The sequence below is a fragment of the Thermanaerothrix sp. genome (genome assembly GCF_056331585.1).
The window spans coordinates 35154-55473 of record NZ_JBWGPQ010000017.1; the positions used below are offsets into that span (position 1 = coordinate 35154).

Genomic DNA, 20320 nt, shown 5'->3' on the forward strand with positions numbered 1-20320 from the left:
CTCATCTCCTCACGGGGAGTATTTTACCGCAAATTTACTAATACCCTGACAAAAATGATTTTCCTTTGCCTTCTATTCAACTTGACCCGTCTTATAACCCTGCTTATAATCCTTTCGTGTAAATCTTACACTTACGGAAACGCTATTGTCTAAAGGGAACAACCATGAGCATATTCGATGGACAACGCTTGACCAATGCCACGTTTAAGCTTGATGTTGAACGCATGCGCCGTGGTTGGTACACGGATAAATACTTTGTCAATATCGCTTACATGCTCACCCGCCTATCCGAAATGGGCTATACCTACCAGGGAAAAGCGCATCGCCTTCCTGAAGGAATCAGCCCTGAAGGAGTGAAGTGCGGTGATATCGAGGTTGAAATGCAATGGTTCACCCGTCGCCCTGGGCGCACCATCGTTGTGGGTGTGGATAAAGCCCTAACCATGCTCCGTCATTGCACTGGATATTGGGATGGGGACCAATTCGTCAACACGGCTGACCAACTCGAGGTTTGGGCAGTTCACGATGGGGCCGTGGTCCATGGAAACGGCGACCCGATGAATGCCCAGCCCGTGATGCGAGTGCGTGGACGTTACCGTGATTTTGCCATCTTGGAAACCCCTACGCTGGGTATCTTGACCCGCGCCAGTCGGATTGCGACAAATGTCTATGAAACATTAATTGCTGCCCGCGGAAAGCCGGTGCTGTTCTTCCCGGCGCGCTTCGATCTGCACGAAGTTCAGGCTGCCGATGGCTACGCTTACCAAATCGCAGTTCAGCGTTATAACATGGATTATGGTAGCACTTTGGGTCCCTTTGTCTCTACTGACGCTCAGGGCGATTGGTGGGGAGGATCCGGGGGTGGTACAGTGGCCCATGCAGCTATCGCTTCGTTCCTTGGGGATACCGCAGAAGCCATGCTTGCTTTCGCCCAGGTGTTGCCGGTGAACATTCCGCGCATTGCGCTGGTGGATTTCAATAACGATTGTGTCACCGACTCCCTGGCAGTCTGCCGGGCCATGTTTGAACGTTACTACCGTTTCCTCGAGGAAGGAAACGAGGAAGAAGCACGCCGCTACATCTTGTATGGCGTGCGTTTGGATACCGGTGGTAATCTACGAGATCGCAGCGTGCCTCCACTTGGTGATCCCAGCCTGGATTTAGGGGTTACTCCAAGGCTAGTGTTTAACGTCCGTCAGGCCCTAGATACTCAATGGGAAACCTGGGATATTCCGACCAAATGGCGCGATGAAGCCCGAAAATACTGCCAACGGGTGAAAATCGTGGTTTCCGGAGGCTTCAACCCTGAAAAAATCAGCCGCTTTGAAAAACTCCATGTCCCGGTGGATATTTATGCCGTCGGCTCAGCCCTTTTCGATAACCATGGCCCGACTGTGACCGACTTTACCGCAGATGTGGTGCGGGTCAAAGTGCACGGGCAATGGATAGACATGGCCAAAGTAGGACGTCGTCCATTGGATAACCCCGATTTAGAACGAGTCTGGTGAGGCGCCTTTCCTAAGCCTTGCGAAGCGCCAAACCCACCCAATCCCCACTGGTACGTTGTTCCAGTGGGGTTAATTTTTTTGTCATTGCCACATGTTCAATCTCCGCGGCTTGCTCTTGAAGCAACCCTGAGAGAATTAACACCCCACCTGGCGTTACCAAATCCGCTAGACCATCTTCAAAAAGCGCTTTGATCACCGGTGCCAAAATGTTTGCTAAGACTATGGGAGCACGACGCAGACTAAAACGCCCCTGCAAGATCTCGCGTACCGATCCTAAACCCACTTCAATCTGGGGCGCCACCCCATTGAGATGCGCATTTTCCTCGGTAGCACGCACCGCAGCCCGATCAATATCTACGGCTAATGCTCGGGTTGCCCTTAATTTAATTGCTGCGATGGCTAGAATGCCAGAACCACATCCAACATCAATCACCTCTTGACCGGGCTGTAAGTAGTGTTCTAAGAGTTCCAGCGATAATTGGGTGCTGGGATGGGTGCCAGTACCGAATGCCATGCTGGGATCAATACGCACCACTACCCGCCCCTGTGGATCAAACTCTGCCCATGGCGGTGCCACAAGCAATCGTTCTCCAATTGGCAAGGGATGATAGTGTTGCTTCCAGGCTTCCATCCAGTCCTGATCCTCAACCCAACGATAGGTTGGGGATGGCAGTGGTTGGATCTGACCGAGATGCCAGAGGGCTTCTTCCAAACGCTGACGTGCTTCTTCAAGGTGAGCATCAACCACCAGATACCCGAATACTCTTATTGGCCCCACCGGTTGGCCTTCGACCTCATAAACATCATAGGTAACCGCTTGCTCCATGGCTACCCCGCCCTGCGTTGTGAAACGCGCCAGCACCTCAGCAACCGCTTCAGCCAGTTCCTCATCTACCGTTAAGGAAACCTCCAACCAGCGTGGCTCAGCCACCTAGAACCTCCTTGAGCAAATCAAGGAAAGACTTCTCCTGCGGGCGGGGTTCTGTACCCATGGTTTTGGCCAATTTCTCAAATAACTCCCGCTGCTCTGCGGTCAGACGGGCGGGAATTTCCACGTTGACGATCACCAACTGGTCGCCCCGACCATTCCCGCGCAAGTGGGGCACACCTTTACCTTTGAGACGGAAGATTTTACCAGGTTGAGTCCCCGGTGGAATGGTCAGTTTGGCTTTTCCATCTACGGTTGGTACCTCAATTTCGGCCCCCAACACAGCCTGGGGAATGTTGATATTAAGATCGAGCAAGATGTCATCATCCTTGCGCCGGAAATATTTGTGCTCTTTAACGCGAATCTCAATATACAGGTTACCATTAGGACCACCGTAGACTCCTGGTTGTCCTTCACCTGCCAGTCGAATCTGGGTGCCGTTATCTACACCCGCAGGAATGCGCACCGTCTTGCGCACTGTGCGCCGCTCCAGACCGCGTCCACGGCACTGATGACAAGGCGTTTGAATGACCTCACCACTGCCGTTGCAAGTTGGGCAGGTGATGACCTGCACCAGTGACCCTAAAAAGGTCTGGCGAGTTTGGCGCACTTCCCCACGTCCCCCACAAGTCGGGCATCGCGAGGGTGAGGTACCCGGCTCCGCACCGCTTCCATGACACGCGCTACACGTCTCATCGCGGGTAATTTCGATTTCTTTCTCGGTACCGAAAATAGCTTCCTCAAACTCAAGCCATAGGGTGGTATGCAAATCGGCGCCACGACGAGGAGTACGGCGCTGGCGTCGCGTACTCCCACCCATGCCAAACCCGAAGAATTCCTCAAAGAGATCGGCAAAATCAATGGTAGTGAAATCGGGCATTCCGCCCATTCCACTTACCCCAGCATGACCGTAACGGTCATACGCCGCTCGTTTTTCGGGATCTGAGAGCACGCTGTATGCTTCGTTGATTTCCTTAAAGATATTTTCCGCGTCCGGCGACTTATTGACATCTGGATGGTATTTCCGCGCCAGACTGCGAAACGCAGCCTTAATTTCATCCAGAGTTGCGTCGCGGCTTACCCCTAATACCTCGTAATAGTCACGTGGTGTCATGGTTTCTTATTCTCGCCTGCATAAAAAATCCCGGCTTCGAGTAAAGCGGAGGATTTTATCCACATCGCACGACATCTGCGATAAAGGTTACTCTTTTTCCTTGAACTCCCCATCAACAACTTCGCCATCATTTGCCGATGAGGGAGAGGTTGGGGCGCCACCTGCTGCCGTCTCCTGCGCTGATTGATACATGGCACCGCCAACCCGCTGGACAACCTGACTAAGCGCATCATTGGCCTGGCGGATGGCCGAAATATCTTGGCCCTGCATCATTTCACGCAGCTGATTCACCGCTTTCTCGACTTGCTGCTTATCCGCATCCGAAATGCGCCCACTGTGTTCCCGGAGCAACTTCTCGGCTGCATAGATCATGTTATCAGCCTGGTTACGCACCTCAGCCAGTTCCTTGCGACGTCGGTCAGCCTCTGCGTTGGCTTCAGCCTCTTTGCGCATGCGCTCAATTTCCTCTTCCGTCAGCCCCGATGAGGCCTGAATAGTAATATGCTGACTGCGTCCTGTCGCCTTATCCCGAGCCGTAACGGTCAGAATACCATTGGCATCAATATCAAAACGCACTTCGATTTGGGGTACGCCCCGCGGAGCTGGTGGAATGCCATCCAGGATGAACCGCCCCAGGGATTTGTTATCAGCCGCCATGGGACGTTCGCCTTGAACCACGTGAATCTCAACCTGGGTTTGGTTATCCGTAGCCGTGGTGAAGATCTGACTCTTGCTGGTGGGAATGGCTGAGTTGCGCTCCACAATTGGAGTCGCCACTCCGCCCAACGTCTCCACCGAGAGCGTCAGCGGGGTTACATCCACCAACACAACATCACGCACCTCACCCCCGAGCACTGCCGCCTGAATAGCCGCACCAATCGCGACCACTTCATCGGGATTGACACCTTTATGGGGTTCTTTACCAAAAAGGCGACGTACAGCTTCCTGCACCGCCGGCATACGGGTCATCCCCCCTACCAACACTACCTCATTCACATCCGAGGGTTGAAGACCAGCATCACTTAATGCCCGCTTGACCGGTTCAATCGTCCGTTCTATCAAGTCAGCGGTTAATTGCTCCAATTTTGCACGGGTGATGGTCTTAACCAAATGTTTAGGTCCGGTGGCATCGGCCGTAATGTAGGGCAAATTGATCTCGGTTTGTAACATAGTGGAGAGTTCAATCTTTGCTTTCTCAGCCGCTTCTTTGAGGCGTTGTAAAGCCTGGCGATCTTGCCGTAGATCAACCCCGGTTTCTTTCCTGAATTCCTCAATGAGATAATCCATCAGGCGTTGATCAAAATCATCTCCTCCCAAGAAGGTATCCCCGCTGGTGGATTTAACCTGAAACACGCCCTCACCAACATCGAGGATCGAGATATCAAAGGTACCACCGCCCAGATCATAGACAGCAATGACCTCATTTTTCTTTTTATCCAAACCATAAGCCAGGGATGATGCAGTCGGTTCGTTGATAATGCGCAAGACCTCCAAACCGGCGATCTTACCAGCATCTTTGGTCGCATTGCGCTGGGCATCATTGAAATAGGCCGGCACGGTGATCACCGCCTGGGTTACGGGTTCACCCAGGTAAGCCTCGGCATCAGCCTTAAGTTTGGCCAGGATCATGGCCGAAATTTCAGGTGGAGAATACTCCCGTCCATCCAGGACGACGCGCGCATCACCATTAGGGGCTTTCGTGACCTTGTATGGTACGCGGCTGATTGTGCGTTGCACTTCGGGGTCGTCAAATTTACGCCCCATCAAGCGCTTGATCGAGAAAATGGTGTTTTCCGGGTTCACAATAGCCTGGTTGCGTGCTGCACGTCCCACCAGGCGTTCATGGTTTTTATTGACGGCTACCACCGAAGGAACCAGACGTTCTCCCTCCGCCGAAGGGATAACGACCGGCTCCCCGCCGATCATCACCGCCACCACAGAATTGGTCGTGCCGAGGTCAATGCCTACGATTTTACCCATGTCAAAATTCCTCCTAGCGTGCAACTCTCACCAGCGCCGGTCGGAGCACGCGATCGCCGATGGTATATCCTTGTTGAACCACTTCAATGATCTGGCCACTTTCGTGCTCGGGGCTTTCGTCGTGCGAAATGGCTTCATGTAAATTCGGGTCAAACATTGCCTCTTCTGCAGGAATGCGCTTGACCCCTTCGGCCTCTAAAATGGCCATCAACTTTTTGTAAATCAATTCGATGCCCTCCAGCCACTGTGGATCAACGTTTGTCGGGCGATTCTTAAGCGCTCGTTCTAGATCATCCACAATGACCAGATACTTTTTAAGAATATTCGCCGCAATGGTCTCAGCCAGTTGGCTCTGCTCGCGCTCAATGCGCTTCTTGTAATTGATGAAATCCGCTCGTTCGCGCTGCCAGCCCTCAAAATAGGCTTTCTCTGACTGTTGAGCGCGTTCAAGCTCCTGTTTCAAGGCTTCGTATTCGCTTAATGGAATGGTGGTCATTGGTTCACTGGTCGCTTCGGTTGTTCCTTCCTGAAATTGTTCAATGGCTGAAGCCGTCTCCTCAGTCGTTTCTGCCGGCATAGAAGCCGTGGCATCTGAGGACACGGCTTGAGGTTCAGCAGCAGCCTGTGTTTCTTCTGCGCTGATTGGGATTGCTTTGGACTCACGCTCATCTTTATTCATGGCTCACCTCGCCCTCCGGTTTTATCGCCGAATCATCCATCAATGTTTCGGTTACCAAATCGCTCAGTAAGTTGGACATAAAACGCACCACGGATATCGCCCGGCCGTAGGACATCCGCATCGGGCCTAAGACCCCCAGCGTGCCCACGGCCACCCCAGGTGCGCCGTAACTGCCTAACACGATGGAACACTGCCGTAACTCTTCCCAGGTTCCTTCACCACCGATAAGCACTTGAATCCCACCCGGTGTGTGGGTCAAAACGGTGCGAGCCAAAAGGTCTTGAAGTAGGGTGGGTTCCTCCAACAACTTGAGCGCTCGACGGGCTTCATCCGAGGCAGTAAATTCGGGTTCGGAGAGCACATTGGTAAGACCGTCCAGATACACCTCCCCCGCCACTACCGAATCTACTTGCTCCATTTCCTCCAAAACCCACTCTAACACATCTGCCTCTAAACCCTCGACCGACGAACGCAGAGCGCGGATTTGCTCCGCATCTTTCCCTTGATAAAGAGTCGTAATATGGTGAGCGGCTTGGGAGAGTTGATCTTGCCCCACCGGTTCGCTTAGAATCAAAATACGTTGATGAATTTCACCACCCACCATGACCAGCACCATCAACACCTGGCGGCCACGGGTGGCAATCAGTTCCAGATGCTTTAGACGTGCTTTCTCGGGATGCGGTGCGGTCACTAATGAAGCAGCCCGCGATTGATGCGCCAAGATCGAGGCCGCCAAACGCATCCACTGCTCCACATCGTAGCGCATTTGGTAGAATTGATGACTAATCATGCGCCGGGTCGAGTCGGGCAACTCGGTAGCCTGTATCAAGCGGCTCACAAAATAGCGGTAACCCTTTTCAGTGGGCACGCGCCCTGCCGAAGTATGAGGTTGACGTAGATAGCCCCGCTCGGTAAGTACGGCCAACTCATTACGCACCGTGGCCGATGACATATCCAGTTTATAGCGTGCCACCAAATGCTGAGAGGCCACCGGCGTTGCGGTGCGAATATATTCGTGAATTACTAAGGTCAGAATAAACTTCTGACGTTCGGTAAGGTCATTCATCGCTTTGTTCACCTATAATTAGCACTCTCGAAGTGAGAGTGCTAAAAACATTTCGAATTTCATCATACCATGCTTAAAGGAAAAACGTCAAGTCGAATGCAAGATTCTTACAAAATGCTAATATTTCGCCAAACCTTTAATCGTCTTGCTGCCATTTCTACCGCCTTTTAGGCTATAATCCTGCCTGACCCATGACCACAACTTCCCTATTTGTTTTGGGAATAACACTGATTGCCGGGGGGCTCCTGATCTCCGGACGTCTGCGTCCTGACCTAATTGCCCTACTGATCATGGTTGTTTTGGGATTAAGTGGAACGGTTGCGCCACGCGATGTTTTTTCCGGCTTCAGTTCTTCTGCCGTCATCACCATTTTAGGGATTTCGATCATTTCCACTGGGTTACAGCAAACTGGCGTCACCTTGCGCCTGGGGCATTGTATGCGACGCCTAGGGCACCGGTCTGAAGCAGGTCTCGTACTTACCGTAACCCTGGTGTCTGCTGCACTTTCTCTCTTTATGAATAACATCGCGGCGGTTGGTGTGCTGCTTCCTGCGGTGATGAGTGTGGCCCGTCAATCCAATACCCCCCCATCAAAACTGCTTATGCCGCTGGCATACGGCACCATTTTGGGAGGAATGGCCACGCTGTTGACCACGTCGAACATCATTGCCAGCGGTGCTCTACGCGAGGCCGGTCTGCAGCCCTTTGGTCTGCTCGACTTTCTCCCAGTCGGTGTACCCATCGTTGTGATTGGCAGTCTATATATTACTTTCGTAGGTCGCCATTGGCTACCCCGTGAAAGCCCAGGGTTAGCATCACGCACCATCATCCAACTGAGCGCAGAACTCGCTAACCTTTATCATCTGCATGATCACCTTGAAACCCTAGAAATCCTGCCTCATTCCCCCCTCGCGCATCACTCGATTGCCGAGAGCGATTTTGCCAACCGCCTTGGGCTGATTATTGTGGGTGTCTTATCCAATGGCGCCTTAAAGCCCGCCCCACCCAAATCGTACATCCTCTCCCCCGGCGACCATCTCTTGGTCAAGGGGCATTGTGATCCTGCCACTTTAGAAATGCTAGGGCTGAACCTTGCCTCTTCCCCTACCCCTGCTTCTATGTTAATCAGCGAGAGTGTGCGACTGGCAGAAGTTGTGATCAGTCCGCATTCGACACTGATTGGACGCACCCTAAAATCCACCCACTTCCGCGAGAAATATAACTTAAACGTCATCAGCATCTGGCGTGAGGGTCACCCTCTACATGCCGATTTAGGTAATATTCCCCTGCAAGTTGGTGATGCCCTGCTCGTGCAGGGCTCGGCCGCCCGCATCCGTATGCTGCGTGAAGATTCGGACCTAATCTTACTTGAAGAAGATCCGGACGCAGTGCTTATACCCCATAAATACCCCTTGGCCTTTTGGATCACCCTTTTAACTTTGAGCATTGCGGCTCTAGGTATTCTGCCGGTAGCAGAAGTGGTTCTGGCGGGCGCTGTCCTGCTGTTGCTTACCCGTTGTCTCAGCATGGATGACGCATATCGCAATATTGAATGGAAGGCCATCTTCGTCATAGCCGGGATGTGGCCGCTCAGCATTGCTATTCGCACCTCTGGGCTATCTGACTTTATAGCCCTGAAAATGATTGATCTGGTTGGTCAAGGTTCCTCCACGCTTATTGTGCTCACCCTCATTCTGCTCGCCCTTGGTTTTACCCAATTATTGGGAGGACAAGTGGCCGCGTTGGTTTTGGCACCGCTCGCCCTTTCTTCCGCCACCCAAACCGGCTTGGACGCCCGCGGCCTAATGATGGCTGTAGCCTTGGGTTGTTCATTAGCCTTCCCAACCCCATTTGGTCATCCGGTCAACATTATGGTCATGAGTTCAGGTGGTTATACTCTAAAAGACTTTGTGAAGGTAGGAACACCGTTGACCATCCTTACAATTATTACCATTCTGGTGGGATTGAAACTCTTCTGGGGAGTATAACTTCAGCATGAGTCCAAAATCCTTCGCCTTTGAGGTTACCGCCCGTCAGGGGCGCGCCCGCGCCGGAATAATTCATACCCCACATGGGACAATTCCGACCCCTATCTTTGCGCCGGTTGGCACCCAGGCCACCGTCAAAGCCGTCACCCCGGCTCAATTAGAGGAACTTGGGGTATCCCTAGTGCTCTCAAACACCTATCACCTTTATCTCCGCCCCGGTGCTGAATTAATCGCCGAGTTGGGTGGTCTGCACCGGTTTATGCATTGGTCTCATCCCATCCTGACCGATTCGGGAGGGTTTCAGGTCTTTTCTTTAAGTGAAACCCGCCAGGTAGATGATGATGGGGTCAATTTTCGCAGCCACATTGATGGTTCACGCCATCGCCTGACTCCCGAACTGGTCATTGAGGTTCAAGAGAAACTTGGGGCCGATATTATCATGGCTTTTGACGAATGTGCACCGCCCTATGATCGTGCCTATAACGAGCGCGCTCTCGAACGAACACACCGCTGGGCGGTCCGTTGCCTAGAAGCCCATACTCGCACCGACCAGGCGCTCTTCGGGATTGTCCAGGGCGGCGTTTTCCTGGATTTACGTGAGAAATCAGCGCAGTTTTTGGTAAGCCTGGATTTTCCCGGTTATGCCATTGGTGGGCTCTCGGTCGGCGAAACCAAGGGTGAGATGCATGCTGTCCTCGAACTGGTGGACGGCATCCTCCCCGAGGATAAACCACGCTACCTGATGGGAGTAGGCACACCACAGGATATTGTCAACGGCATCTTACGTGGGGTAGATGTGTTCGATTGTGTCCTGCCCACCCGCCTCGCCCGCCATCATGCTGCCATGACTCGCAACGGACGGTTAAACATGATGAACGCTGTTTATGCTCGAGATCCCTCCCCCATTGATCCTCAATGTTCCTGCTACACTTGCCGCAATTTCTCACGCGCCTATATCCGCCATCTTATTGTGGCGCGCGAAATGTTAGCCGCCACGTTGCTTTCAATCCACAATATTTCCACCCTGATCCAGTTGGTAAACGAAGCCCGTGAAGCTATCTTGACCGGAACATTTGACCAATTCGCCGCAGCATTTTTTGCTTTACAAAATCAATCCAACGTTTGAGGTATGGTTCATGACTATCACCCAGGCTCTCATTTTAGGTATTGTCCAAGGGGTTACCGAGTTCCTCCCTATTTCCAGTTCAGCCCATCTTGTAATCACTCCTTTCCTTTTAGGTTGGCAATTACCCGCAGACCAGGTCTTTCCCTTCGATGTCCTGGTACAAATTGGCACTCTGTTCGCCGTGATCCTTTATTACCGCGTCGAATTGTGGCGCATCCTCACAATTTGGCTAAAAGATCTGCTTGCACGTGATCCCTTTGCCCATCTTGAATCACGGTTGGGCTGGCTGCTCCTGCTATCCACAATACCTGCCGGTTTGGGGGGCATTTGGCTTAAGGATGCCGTTGAACACGCTTTTCTCCGCCCGGACCTAACCGCACTTTTCTTATTTGGCACAGCCATCCTGCTAAGCCTGGCGGAGAAGATTGGGCGCCAAAACCGCACACTGGCGGAATTGAACTGGCGCGATGCCCTATGGGTGGGTTTTACCCAGGCTCTGGCGCTTTTCCCGGGAATCTCCCGATCTGGTGCATCCATTGCGGGAGGAATGACCCGTCACTTGGAACGCCCTGCTGCAGCGCGCTATGCTTTTCTTATGGCGGTGCCGGTCATGCTGGCGGCAGGGGCCATGGGGGTGTGGGACTTGCGCACCGTGAATAACCTGGGTGAATTTTTGCCGGTCATGGCAATCGGTTTCATCACAGCAGCGGTTGTTGGCTACCTGAGCATTCATTGGCTGTTACGCTATCTCTCCCGTCACAGTTTATTGATCTTTGCCGTTTATTGTGTCCTTTTGGGCGTGCTCACCTTGGGTGTCTATTTTTTCTAGCATAAATTCTCCTCAGTGTTTTTCCCTTTCGGTATAATGAAATCAGGATGAACAAGCAGCGACCAGTACCACTCGTAATCGGAATAGCTGGGGGTTCGGGGTCAGGCAAGACCACCGTGGCCAACGTTATCTTGGAACGTGTAGGACGAGATCGCATTGCCTACCTACCTCATGACGCTTATTATCGTGATTTGGCTGACTTGCCGCCCAACCAGCGCGCCGAGGTCAATTTCGACCACCCCGATTCGCTGGAAACCAGCCTGTTAATTGAGCACATACAGCGCTTGAAGCAATGGCAGCCGATTGATTTGCCGGTTTACGACTTCACTACTCATACCCGAACCTCACGCACGATTCGGGTTGAGCCCAAGCGGGTCATTATTGTCGAAGGGATCCTGATTTTTGCCGAGCCGGCCCTGCGTGAACTGTTTGATGTCAAGATTTTCGTGGATACCGACCCTGATATCCGTTTTATTCGCCGTTTGCAGCGCGACATCACCGAACGAGGTCGAACCACGGAGTCGGTCATCAAACAATACCTCACGACTGTCCGTCCCATGCACTTAGATTTCGTCGAACCCTCTAAACGTTACGCCGACGTCATTATTCCCGAAGGGGGTATGAATACCGTTGCTCTGGATATGGTGATCTCTCGCATCCAAGCGCTGCTTCAAGAGGATGATCCCCCAGCGCAAGAGGGGATCTCCACATGACCCAAGAACAACGTACTCGTCTCTTACGTGTTCTTGCTCTTGTCTTTGCTCTCGGTTTGACCCTGGCTCTCTACTTAAACCGTGACAAAGTACAGCACCTACAAGGGTATGGTTATTTTGGGATTTTTTTGATTTCCTTGTTGACGAATGCTACCCTCATTCTGCCGGTTCCCGGTGTATTGATCACCTCGGCAATGGGTGCTGTCTTCAATCCTTTTTGGGTTGCTGTTGCTGCCGGAAGTGGAGCCGCCCTAGGGGAACTCTCGGGATATTTAGTGGGTTTTAGTGGACAGGGTCTCATTGAGCGCACCCAGTGGCACGAGCGCTTTGAACCGTATATTCGCCGCTATGGAGGGCTGGCTATCCTGGCCCTGGCATTTGTCCCCAATCCAGCGTTTGATGTTGCAGGAATTATCGCCGGGGCACTCAAAATGCCGCTGAGGATTTTCTTCTTCTGGTGTTGGGTGGGAAAAGTGCTCAAGATGTTAATCTTTGCGTATAGTGGAGCTTTGATCCTGGGTAGCCCGCCGGCGGGTTGATCTCTCAGCAATCTAACCGTCAGAGCACTATTACTTTTTAGCGCTTACAACTTGTTTCTCTTGTAAACGGCGGTGCCCTTCCGATGCCACCTCTGTCCATGCGCGCTCAACCCGAGCAATGTCCTCCGGATCTTCTGGGATCTCGCCGTAACGAACTTGGATATAGGTGTGGGTTAAGAGCTTTACCGCTTCAGTGTGTTCGGGGAATAGATCCATAAGGGTTGGTAGAAACTCCAATGGCGTTACCGCAGGTGGGCGAGAATACCCCAAGGCTTCTGCTAGATCCAGCAGTTGCTGGTAGATAGCCCGGATCCGGTTGGCAATGTACTGACGTGAAGCCCGCCTGACATTTCTTGGCCGCTTGCGTGTGCGGCTTAGGTTTTTGACTAAGCGCGAAAGCCGCAATCGTTCCTCCACTCCACCCTCAACTCGAATAGGAAGCAACAGCGCCCCCGGTGAACGCATTTCGATCACCACCAAAGCTAGTAAGAGTAAGATAGTTGCTAAAGCCAGCCCGGGTAAAAGGCGATCAAAGATAGACCAATTACTCCCCGTCTCGATGCCCTCAATTAATTGCTCCACTACCTTTGGAAGTTGCTCGCCCCCCACGATATCCGGAAGAGGCACAGCCGGGGCGTTACCTAAAAGCGGGATCAGCCAGGAGATGAACAGCAACACAATGCCGCCAAAGAGAAAAGCCATTAAGACCATGGGGATAGCCATCAAAGCCATCATCCCCCAACTTATCCACTCCACAGGTTGTTCTAAAACGGTCCCCATTACCACACCACCAAATGCAAGCACAAAGCCCAACGTAATGATGAAGAGCCACCATGGCATCGCCGCAGAAGGCGCATATCCTCCCCGGCTTTGGAATAAATCTATCATGTGCCAAATGCCAATGCTACTTAGACTAAAGGCCAGGAAGAGGAAAACGGGCATCATCGTGGTCAGTGTAGGCCTCATCCCTCGAAAGAGGCCATATGCCAGTAGCATCACAATCCCCAAACGCAACGATGCCACCGTTGCATCGCTATCTATATGCAGTTTACTCAATCGTATCCCTCGCCAGACCAGGAGGAGCACAGAAACCCCATGCCAGAACCAGTGCCCCAGGGATACCCGACCGACTTCAACCACATTCAGATCCCTATTCGCCCCCAAATCGTTGATGGAAAACCCGGCTAGGAGCACCCCCAGAATTAATATCGCTCCAACAATATACCCCACCATGACCAAGCCTCGGACCCAAAGGGAAAGCCGATTTCGATGCCTTTCCAACTCGCGGCTTAGCCGCTCAGCGCCCCAAACCACCAAAAAAAGCACTATGGCTACTTCAATAATACTTAATCTCGGAGAAACCAATGCCTGATACCACAAAGCCGCCCAAACAACCTCAGCAAGGGCTTGAAAAATAATCCCAATTTCAGCCCACTGCAGTAAACTCATTCTTTCTTACCCTTGACCTCGCTGGATAATGGATAGTGAATAGTCTTCACACCTGCGAGTGAAGGTGGTGGTTCCTCACTCAAAGCCACCAAAACCAGATGATGGCGATATCGCTTAATCAGGGTTATTGCCTCGATCAAAGAGGGATTAATCACTGCGGTTAAAATGACCAAGGTTGCTCCCATTGCTACATGAGACGCTGTATGAACGAGAAATCGCTCAAACGGATGGGTGATCAAAGGAGTAACACCTGCCAACGCCTGTAATAATGTAGCCAGATGGTCCATGGTGCGACCAGGTTGAATCTGCATTAACTGATCCGCTGACGTCAATCCGCCGTTAACAGCAAGCCCTACCGCATAACCGTCTTCAATCCCGTAATAGCAAAAAGAGGCTGCCACGCGAATGAGGTGTTCCAGCACTTCGGGGAGGGTGCCCAACCAGGGATGCTCCGAGGTTGCTACATTAACGCACAGCATCATGATCTGCGCAGCAATCGGCTGATATACTCGCGTTTGCAGTTCTCCGGTGCGCGCCGTTGCCGGCCAATGAATCTGACGAAATGTATCTTCCGGGGTATAAGGACGAACACCAATGGTTAAATTGGGATCCTCAAACAACCGTTTGCGCGTACCCCGTTCGCCATATGGGTCTTCCGAGAGCAACTCTAAATGCGACCGGGGCACCAATTGGGGAAAAACGGTCACCGTCGCCGGCATTTCAATTTCTTCGTGGCATTCCTCAAGGCCAAAAGGATCCCCTGATTCTAGAGTTACCGGACCTAAGGAATAAACCCCGCGCCCTCCGAGGCGTAAACGAAAGTCTCGAACAACGCGACGGTATCCCCACAAATGGTAAATGTTCGTTAGATACCCGCGGCCAGGCACATGGGAAGGAGCGAGAGAATATCTCTCTTCAGGGGCCAGGCTTAATGGCCATGAGTCGCGAATGCGCAACCAGGTGACCGGCAAACGCTTCAGGTTTTCGACGCTTAACCGTAATGGCAACGTTTCTCCCGGAAAGCCACGCGTGTAAATTAAAGAACGACGATACACAATGTTCTGCAAAACGCGCACCCGCCAGATATAGGCAATACCTAACACACCCCCTGTGGCTATTCCTAACCCTACCAGCCACTGAACACGAAACAACGTCCCAACCAAGATCAAGGCCAAAATCAGAATAGCCCAGGCACGGATTCTCACCTTACCTCCACCGGGACAGGCACCGCAGCGATGATTTCATTTATCAGGTCTTCACGCCGGCGCCCGCGCAGCATAGCCTGAGGAGAAACGATTAGGCGATGCCCCAGCACATACAGCGCCACATGCTTAACATCATCGGGTAAAACAAACTCCCGCCCATCCAGCGCCGCCCAAGCTTGGGCCATGTAGAACAGGTTCAAGGTCGCCCGTGGACTGGCCCCCAATTGAATCTCGGGGTTCTCGCGCGTCGCTTGAGCTATGCGCACAATATAATCTCGTACCGAAGCCTCCACCCCTACCTGACGCCGCACGGCTTGCGCCTCTTGAATCGCCTCAGGATGAGTTACCGCAGTTAGAGTTTCTAGAGGATCTGATCGTTGAAAGCGCTCAAGTAGGGCGTTCTCTTCTTGATGTGATGGGTAGCCCAAGCCAATTTTGATCATAAAACGGTCAATTTGGGCTTCGGGAAGCGGAAAGGTACCTTCTAATTCCACTGGATTCTGGGTCGCAATAACTAAAAACGGGCGTGGGAGCGGGCGGGTAATACCATCGCTGGTCACCTGGCGTTCCTGCATTGCCTCCAATAGAGCCGATTGGGTCCGGGGAGTGGCACGGTTAATCTCGTCCGCCAGGACAATATTCGCCATAATCGGGCCAGGCCGGTATTCGAATTCCTGTGTCTTTTGGTTGAACCACATTAAACCAGTCACATCTGAGGGAAGCAAATCGGGTGTAAACTGGATGCGGCGAAACGTACATCCCAAAGAAATTGCCAATGCTCGGGCTAAGGTCGTTTTTCCGGTACCCGGCACATCCTCAAGCAACACATGACCTTCGCATAAAATAGCCGCCAGGACCAATCGAATAACTTCTTCCTTTCCAACAATTACGGTTTGAATATTCTTTAGCACTTGCTCTACCAATGGTCTTATCAACGTACACCTCCAGAGAGCAGGTATGTATCAAGATCGAAATACTTTGAGAGGATCTCCCACCCGAGCGTTTAGCGTCATTTCGGCGTTGCCGTTAACAATACACAGACTCAGGTAGCCGGTGCTATCAAACATGGCAATCAGATCACCCGGCCGCCCCTCACCAAATGTGTTGACCAGTTTATTAATCTCACGGTCTTTATAATAAATCTTCCAGTGAAAGTCACCCGCTAAATGATGGGGTTGGATGTTCGTGATCAAATTACCAAAGACGTCAATGTAAATGATTTGACCTTGCCACCCTCCCTCCTCCGGAAAGGGTTCGGGCACCGGCAGCAGGATCGGATCCTCAATTCGAGGGCCAAGAGCACCTAAAGGCACTCCCTTAGCCAGGTGAGCGGCGACCGGGGCAAAAATGTCTCGGCCGTGGAATGAACGGCTGACATTCGGCAGCCAATATGCAGACTGTGTAAGATGAACAAATTCCATCGGCCACCTGTGGATCTCACCCTCCCGAATAACAAATGTCAACAACCCGTTATCGGGTGCCACAAAGAAGTAATCACCCAACTTTGCTGCCAGGGGACGTCGCTGCGTTCCTACGCCTGGATCCACCACCGCCACAAAGATGCTCTCTGGCGGAAAGTAAGCGTAGGCCTGCGCTAGCAAAAAGGCACCTTCAAAGACATTTTGCGGCCTTACGGCATGAGTGATGTCTGCAATTTGCACCGAGGGCGAAATGCCCCAGATCACTCCTTTCATGACCCCAACGTAATGGTCACGATATCCAAAATCCGTCAGTAAAGCCACGATACTTGCCATGTTTTCTCCCATTTCGAAGAATCACCTAACGTCACGATCCAATTCTGACAGAATCTTACCACGGTCGGGGAAAGAAATTTCCCCACCACTTCCTCATAGCACTCATAGTTCCCAGGGCTAACTGCCCATCAATGGCGGATTGGCTATCGCCTGGCGCATTTTTTCAATCCGCCGCTGTAAGTAAGGGGAAAAATACCCCCAATATCGTTCCTGAAGGCTGGGGAGCATCCAATCCTGACCCGTGACGATGCGCCGACAATGGGGAGAACCACAATGGCATTCAAATTCATCGTAATCGCTGGAATCGCTCATTGCATAATCAAAACATGCCTCTTCCCCCACCGCAATATCTCGCATTGCTACCAGCGTGATTGGTGAACTCAAGCCACAATTAGGATCACAAGAATGGTTAAAGTAGTCTGCCGGTTCACCATGGGCTAGAGGCACCATATAAAGATCCTCTTCAATTTGGATGCTGTGAATGCGGCGCTCAACGGGTAAAAGGCGCACTTGTGCGCCGGTCAATACCTGACCACCCCAAACTGCCAAGAGTTCCCCCGCCATAATGGGTTCTCGTGCAAAAAGTCCCAATCCTTTTTTGTCCGGGCAAGGTCGCAGTTCCAATTTAGGTGAACAATAAGAAAATGTGGTGAACTGCATAACATCCTCTCTAAAAGAAGGAATTGAAATAGTGTCCCTTAAAATCCGAACCAAAACTATTGTGCCTATTTGTTGTATAATCCTAACTCACCTCCACGATCCTTCAAACACCTATTGAAGACAAACGTGCAAATCCAAAATAAAAATCACCCCACAGGGGTGAAAGGTACATTAGATTTTCGATTGACCTCAGCCGAGAAGGAACAAATCGGTTGAAACAACCAAAACGTCGCTTGACCGGACAGACTCCACCTTCAAGGTCGAAACCCGTTTATAAATTAATTATACCAGGCTATCCACCGCCCTTCGATGTTTTGGCTTAGAATTAGATTGTCTAGAGGTTAACTCGAGCACTGGGATCAATTGTATAAATAGCCAAAGGAGGCAAGCGATGAACAAAGTCTATAAAACCATCGAAATTACCGGCACATCCGACGTCAGCATTGAAGATGCCATTCAAACCGCCATTGGGCGGGCTTCGCGCACCGTGCGTCAATTACAGTGGTTCGAGGTGAGCGAAATCCGGGGGCGAATTGAGAATGATCATGTCGGGCAGTGGCAAGTAACAATAAAAATTGGGTTTACTCTAGAGGATTGATCCCCCGATCAATCCTCGTGTCTCAAGACAAAAATAGGATCAAAAGCTGGGGACGAGTGTGGACGAATCTCCAGGGCGAGATTATTGCGATGAAAAATTCTCGTTTGAAATCCGATTTAATTTTGCTGCTGGTGGCTGTTATTTGGGGCAGCGGCTTTGTAGCGCAAAAAATTGCCGCCGCTGAAGTTGACAATTTCGTATTCAATGGCCTGAGATTTACTATCGGGGGACTTTTATTAGTTCTCGGTTTACGCTTGCGCCTCCCTTCTAAACCTCAAGAGTGGAAATGGATCTTTCTGGGCGGCACGCTCCTCTTCGGGGGAAGTACGCTCCAGCAAATTGGAATTACCTCCACGACCGCCGCAAATGCAGGGTTTATCACCGGTCTGTATGTTGTTATCATTCCCCTATTACTCTTCATCTTCGGGCGTCAACGCCCAGGCTGGTACGTTTGGCTCGCCGCCGGGATGGCCGTCTTGGGCACATTGCTACTCAGTAGCGGTTCTCTCCAGGTTCGACTGAATCCGGGTGACACCATCATCCTAGGAGGCGCCTTTATCTGGGCCCTCCATGTGATAATAGTCAGCCAAGCCGCTCAGCGCATGAATGCGTTTATTTTTGCTGCCGGTCAGGCACTGGTTTGCGGTTTGCTCAATCTCGCCATTGTAGGAAATGTTCTCCCCCAAAAACTTCATGCTATAAGCCCGGCAACCCTGAGCGCCATTATTTACTCGGCCGTATTCATCGTCAGCCTTGCATTTACGTTACAGGTCATGGGTCAACGCCATGCCCCACCAGCGGACTCCGCCATCCTATTCAGCAGCGAAGCCGTATTTGCCGCCCTTTTTGGCGCATTATTCTTAAGAGAAACACTTCAGCCAATGCAGTGGTTAGGCGCCCTCTTGATTTTTGCGGCTATGCTTCTTTCGCAGGGCCAGGTATTGCTGACGGCTTCTCCGCAATCGCCCGCAACAGCCAAGGCTCAACCTGCAGAATCGGCCTCAGACGATTAGTTGTCATAAACCATCTGCGCATAGAACTAGAAACCCAACTGAACTTTCTGCGTAGATTAAAACAGAAAGCACAAGAGGTAAATGGAGCATCGCGGTGGCTGAATTTGACCCGGGCATCTTAAAGGATGTTTCCCATGATATAAACGCCTTTAGCCAGATCGTAGCCACCTACCAGACTCAGGTCTATAATCTATGCTTTCGTATGCTGGGTGATGCACAAGAAGCCGAAGGTGCGGCGCAAGAGACGTTTTGGCGTGCTTTTCAAGCCCTGTACCGCTACGATCAATCTCGCCCGTTTTTGACATGGCTGCTCTCAATTGCTGCCCACTACTGTATTGACCAACTGCGTAAGCGTCGCACCTCGGTGGAAAATATCCAGGAATGGATGGAGGAGGTACTACCCAGCACCGAATCCAGTCCCGAGAGCCAATATGCCCGGCGCGAAGAGCATCAATATATCCAACGTCTTCTTATGCGTTTGGAACCCCACGAACGTGCCGTCTTGATCTTGCGTTATTGGTATGAAATGAGCGAACTTGAAATGGCTGAGACGCTCTCCCTTTCCGTAAGCGCTGTAAAAAGTCGTCTGCATCGCGCCCGTCAAAAAATTGCTCACATGTGGAAGGAACAACAACGCCATTTTGCCCAAAAGGAGACCACCCATGAAGTACCCGCCTATTGAACCCTGGTTTTGTGAAATAGATAAGGCGGAGATCCAGCCACAGGATTTGGAACGCCATTTAACCACGTGCTCTTATTGTCTCGAAACCTATCAGGCTTGGCAAGAGGTAAGACGGGCGCTTCTTCGCCTACCCTTGCGTGCACCTATATCGGGCCTTGCCAATCGCTGGCAGTCTTATGCTCTTGTCCGCTCCCAGCAGACCCGGGAAACATTCTGGAAATGGAGTGTGGGACTAGTCAGTATGGCATTGTTGGTAATCGCTAGTGTGGTTACTTTGCTGATCCTATTCTCTGATTCGGCCTTCGTTGCCGAAACGATTTCAAATATTATCCGCATGCTCTCCCGTCTTCCCCTCACGTGGCTTCAACTGCGCTATGCTTTCACCTTCTGGTTGCGTGAGATTCCACCTTATTGGATAGCCGCCTTTGGTTTATTCCTTTATGCGTGGACTATTCTCCCACTTGGTACCTGGTTATACGCTTTAATCAA

Annotated in this window: 20 protein-coding genes; 10 read left to right on the forward strand and 10 right to left on the reverse strand. The window is 51.6% G+C overall.

What is annotated here, in order from left to right; genetic code table 11:
* Positions 1–164: 164 nt before the first annotated feature.
* Complete coding sequence (locus AC01YT_RS07745; RefSeq protein WP_476674256.1) at positions 165–1508, forward strand: nicotinate phosphoribosyltransferase; 1344 nt, start codon at positions 165–167, stop codon at positions 1506–1508.
* A gap of 10 nt (positions 1509–1518) precedes the next feature.
* Here AC01YT_RS07745 and prmA read toward each other — a convergent pair whose 3' ends face one another.
* The 5 genes from prmA to hrcA form a co-directional block, all read right to left on the reverse strand.
* On the reverse strand, positions 1519–2439 hold the full coding sequence (gene prmA, locus AC01YT_RS07750; RefSeq protein WP_476674258.1) for a 50S ribosomal protein L11 methyltransferase: 921 nt from the start codon (positions 2437–2439) through the stop codon (positions 1519–1521).
* Complete coding sequence (dnaJ, locus tag AC01YT_RS07755; RefSeq protein ID WP_476674260.1) at positions 2432–3550, reverse strand: molecular chaperone DnaJ; 1119 nt, start codon at positions 3548–3550, stop codon at positions 2432–2434. Before dnaJ ends, prmA begins: the two co-directional genes overlap by 8 nt.
* Positions 3551–3637: 87 nt before the next feature.
* The gene (gene dnaK / locus AC01YT_RS07760; RefSeq protein WP_476674262.1) at positions 3638–5530 is read right to left on the reverse strand and encodes a molecular chaperone DnaK; all 1893 of its coding nucleotides are present in this window, start codon (positions 5528–5530) and stop codon (positions 3638–3640) included.
* Positions 5531–5543: 13 nt separating this feature from the next.
* The gene (locus AC01YT_RS07765) at positions 5544–6209 is read right to left on the reverse strand and encodes a nucleotide exchange factor GrpE (RefSeq protein ID WP_476674264.1); all 666 of its coding nucleotides are present in this window, start codon (positions 6207–6209) and stop codon (positions 5544–5546) included.
* Positions 6202–7275, reverse strand: a complete 1074-nt coding sequence (gene hrcA / locus AC01YT_RS07770; RefSeq protein ID WP_476674266.1) for a heat-inducible transcriptional repressor HrcA — start codon at positions 7273–7275, stop codon at positions 6202–6204. The genes AC01YT_RS07765 and hrcA overlap by 8 nt, the downstream gene beginning before the upstream one ends.
* Positions 7276–7466: 191 nt before the next feature.
* Between hrcA and AC01YT_RS07775 the strand changes: the two genes are divergently transcribed.
* From AC01YT_RS07775 to AC01YT_RS07795, 5 genes are read left to right on the forward strand one after another with little or no spacing between them, the layout of a single operon-like run.
* Positions 7467–9263 carry an SLC13 family permease gene (locus AC01YT_RS07775; protein ID WP_476674268.1) on the forward strand — a complete coding sequence of 599 codons (1797 nt, stop codon included), beginning with the start codon at positions 7467–7469 and terminating at the stop codon, positions 9261–9263.
* A gap of 7 nt (positions 9264–9270) precedes the next feature.
* A complete protein-coding gene (gene tgt / locus AC01YT_RS07780) occupies positions 9271–10389 on the forward strand; it encodes a tRNA guanosine(34) transglycosylase Tgt (protein WP_476674270.1) in 1119 nt (372 codons plus the stop codon).
* 10 nt (positions 10390–10399) lie between these two features.
* Positions 10400–11218: an undecaprenyl-diphosphatase UppP gene (gene uppP, locus AC01YT_RS07785; protein ID WP_476674272.1), complete on the forward strand. Its 819-nt coding sequence runs from the start codon at positions 10400–10402 to the stop codon at positions 11216–11218.
* 47 nt (positions 11219–11265) lie between these two features.
* Positions 11266–11931, forward strand: coding sequence for a uridine kinase (gene udk, locus AC01YT_RS07790; protein WP_476674274.1), 666 nt, complete (start codon positions 11266–11268; stop codon positions 11929–11931).
* Positions 11928–12470: a VTT domain-containing protein gene (locus AC01YT_RS07795; RefSeq protein ID WP_476674276.1), complete on the forward strand. Its 543-nt coding sequence runs from the start codon at positions 11928–11930 to the stop codon at positions 12468–12470. The genes udk and AC01YT_RS07795 overlap by 4 nt, the downstream gene beginning before the upstream one ends.
* Positions 12471–12500: 30 nt before the next feature.
* On the opposite strand, the gene AC01YT_RS07800 is transcribed toward AC01YT_RS07795, so the two are convergent.
* The 5 genes from AC01YT_RS07800 to AC01YT_RS07820 all read right to left on the reverse strand — a co-directional run bounded on the left by AC01YT_RS07800 (position 12501) and on the right by AC01YT_RS07820 (position 17538).
* Positions 12501–13919, reverse strand: coding sequence for a DUF4129 domain-containing protein (locus tag AC01YT_RS07800; protein ID WP_476674278.1), 1419 nt, complete (start codon positions 13917–13919; stop codon positions 12501–12503).
* Positions 13916–15124 (reverse strand): DUF58 domain-containing protein, encoded by a 1209-nt coding sequence (locus AC01YT_RS07805; RefSeq protein WP_476674280.1) that lies wholly within the window; start codon positions 15122–15124, stop codon positions 13916–13918. Before AC01YT_RS07805 ends, AC01YT_RS07800 begins: the two co-directional genes overlap by 4 nt.
* Positions 15121–16059 (reverse strand): AAA family ATPase, encoded by a 939-nt coding sequence (locus AC01YT_RS07810; RefSeq protein WP_476674282.1) that lies wholly within the window; start codon positions 16057–16059, stop codon positions 15121–15123. Before AC01YT_RS07810 ends, AC01YT_RS07805 begins: the two co-directional genes overlap by 4 nt.
* Positions 16060–16086: 27 nt before the next feature.
* Positions 16087–16878: an SAM hydrolase/SAM-dependent halogenase family protein gene (locus AC01YT_RS07815; RefSeq protein WP_476674284.1), complete on the reverse strand. Its 792-nt coding sequence runs from the start codon at positions 16876–16878 to the stop codon at positions 16087–16089.
* Positions 16879–16995: 117 nt separating this feature from the next.
* Positions 16996–17538, reverse strand: coding sequence for an SET domain-containing protein (locus AC01YT_RS07820; RefSeq protein WP_476674286.1), 543 nt, complete (start codon positions 17536–17538; stop codon positions 16996–16998).
* 391 nt (positions 17539–17929) lie between these two features.
* Here AC01YT_RS07820 and AC01YT_RS07825 point away from each other — a divergent pair, with 391 nt between their 5' ends.
* The 4 genes from AC01YT_RS07825 to AC01YT_RS07840 form a co-directional block, all read left to right on the forward strand.
* Positions 17930–18136, forward strand: a complete 207-nt coding sequence (locus AC01YT_RS07825) for a dodecin (protein WP_315624048.1) — start codon at positions 17930–17932, stop codon at positions 18134–18136.
* An 89-nt stretch (positions 18137–18225) separates the two neighbouring features.
* Complete coding sequence (locus AC01YT_RS07830) at positions 18226–19149, forward strand: DMT family transporter (RefSeq protein WP_476674288.1); 924 nt, start codon at positions 18226–18228, stop codon at positions 19147–19149.
* A gap of 94 nt (positions 19150–19243) precedes the next feature.
* On the forward strand, positions 19244–19831 hold the full coding sequence (locus AC01YT_RS07835) for an RNA polymerase sigma factor (protein ID WP_476674290.1): 588 nt from the start codon (positions 19244–19246) through the stop codon (positions 19829–19831).
* A partial coding sequence (locus AC01YT_RS07840; RefSeq protein ID WP_476674292.1) for a hypothetical protein occupies positions 19812–20320 on the forward strand: 509 nt, incomplete at its 3' end. The genes AC01YT_RS07835 and AC01YT_RS07840, both read left to right, overlap by 20 nt.

What these genes read in the sequence shown, in the direction of transcription:
- AC01YT_RS07830 (WP_476674288.1), top strand. Translation starts at nt 18,226, where the DNA reads ATGAAAAATTCTCGTTTGAAATCCGATTTAATTTTGCTGCTGGTGGCT.
- udk (WP_476674274.1), top strand. Translation starts at nt 11,266, where the DNA reads ATGAACAAGCAGCGACCAGTACCACTCGTAATCGGAATAGCTGGGGGT.
- AC01YT_RS07815 (WP_476674284.1), bottom strand. Translation starts at nt 16,878, where the DNA reads ATGGCAAGTATCGTGGCTTTACTGACGGATTTTGGATATCGTGACCAT.
- tgt (WP_476674270.1), top strand. Translation starts at nt 9,271, where the DNA reads ATGAGTCCAAAATCCTTCGCCTTTGAGGTTACCGCCCGTCAGGGGCGC.
- dnaJ (WP_476674260.1), bottom strand. Translation starts at nt 3,550, where the DNA reads ATGACACCACGTGACTATTACGAGGTATTAGGGGTAAGCCGCGACGCA.
- uppP (WP_476674272.1), top strand. Translation starts at nt 10,400, where the DNA reads ATGACTATCACCCAGGCTCTCATTTTAGGTATTGTCCAAGGGGTTACC.
- dnaK (WP_476674262.1), bottom strand. Translation starts at nt 5,530, where the DNA reads ATGGGTAAAATCGTAGGCATTGACCTCGGCACGACCAATTCTGTGGTG.
- AC01YT_RS07775 (WP_476674268.1), top strand. Translation starts at nt 7,467, where the DNA reads ATGACCACAACTTCCCTATTTGTTTTGGGAATAACACTGATTGCCGGG.
- AC01YT_RS07795 (WP_476674276.1), top strand. Translation starts at nt 11,928, where the DNA reads ATGACCCAAGAACAACGTACTCGTCTCTTACGTGTTCTTGCTCTTGTC.
- AC01YT_RS07825 (WP_315624048.1), top strand. Translation starts at nt 17,930, where the DNA reads ATGAACAAAGTCTATAAAACCATCGAAATTACCGGCACATCCGACGTC.
- AC01YT_RS07800 (WP_476674278.1), bottom strand. Translation starts at nt 13,919, where the DNA reads ATGAGTTTACTGCAGTGGGCTGAAATTGGGATTATTTTTCAAGCCCTT.
- hrcA (WP_476674266.1), bottom strand. Translation starts at nt 7,275, where the DNA reads ATGAATGACCTTACCGAACGTCAGAAGTTTATTCTGACCTTAGTAATT.
- AC01YT_RS07765 (WP_476674264.1), bottom strand. Translation starts at nt 6,209, where the DNA reads ATGAATAAAGATGAGCGTGAGTCCAAAGCAATCCCAATCAGCGCAGAA.
- AC01YT_RS07820 (WP_476674286.1), bottom strand. Translation starts at nt 17,538, where the DNA reads ATGCAGTTCACCACATTTTCTTATTGTTCACCTAAATTGGAACTGCGA.
- AC01YT_RS07745 (WP_476674256.1), top strand. Translation starts at nt 165, where the DNA reads ATGAGCATATTCGATGGACAACGCTTGACCAATGCCACGTTTAAGCTT.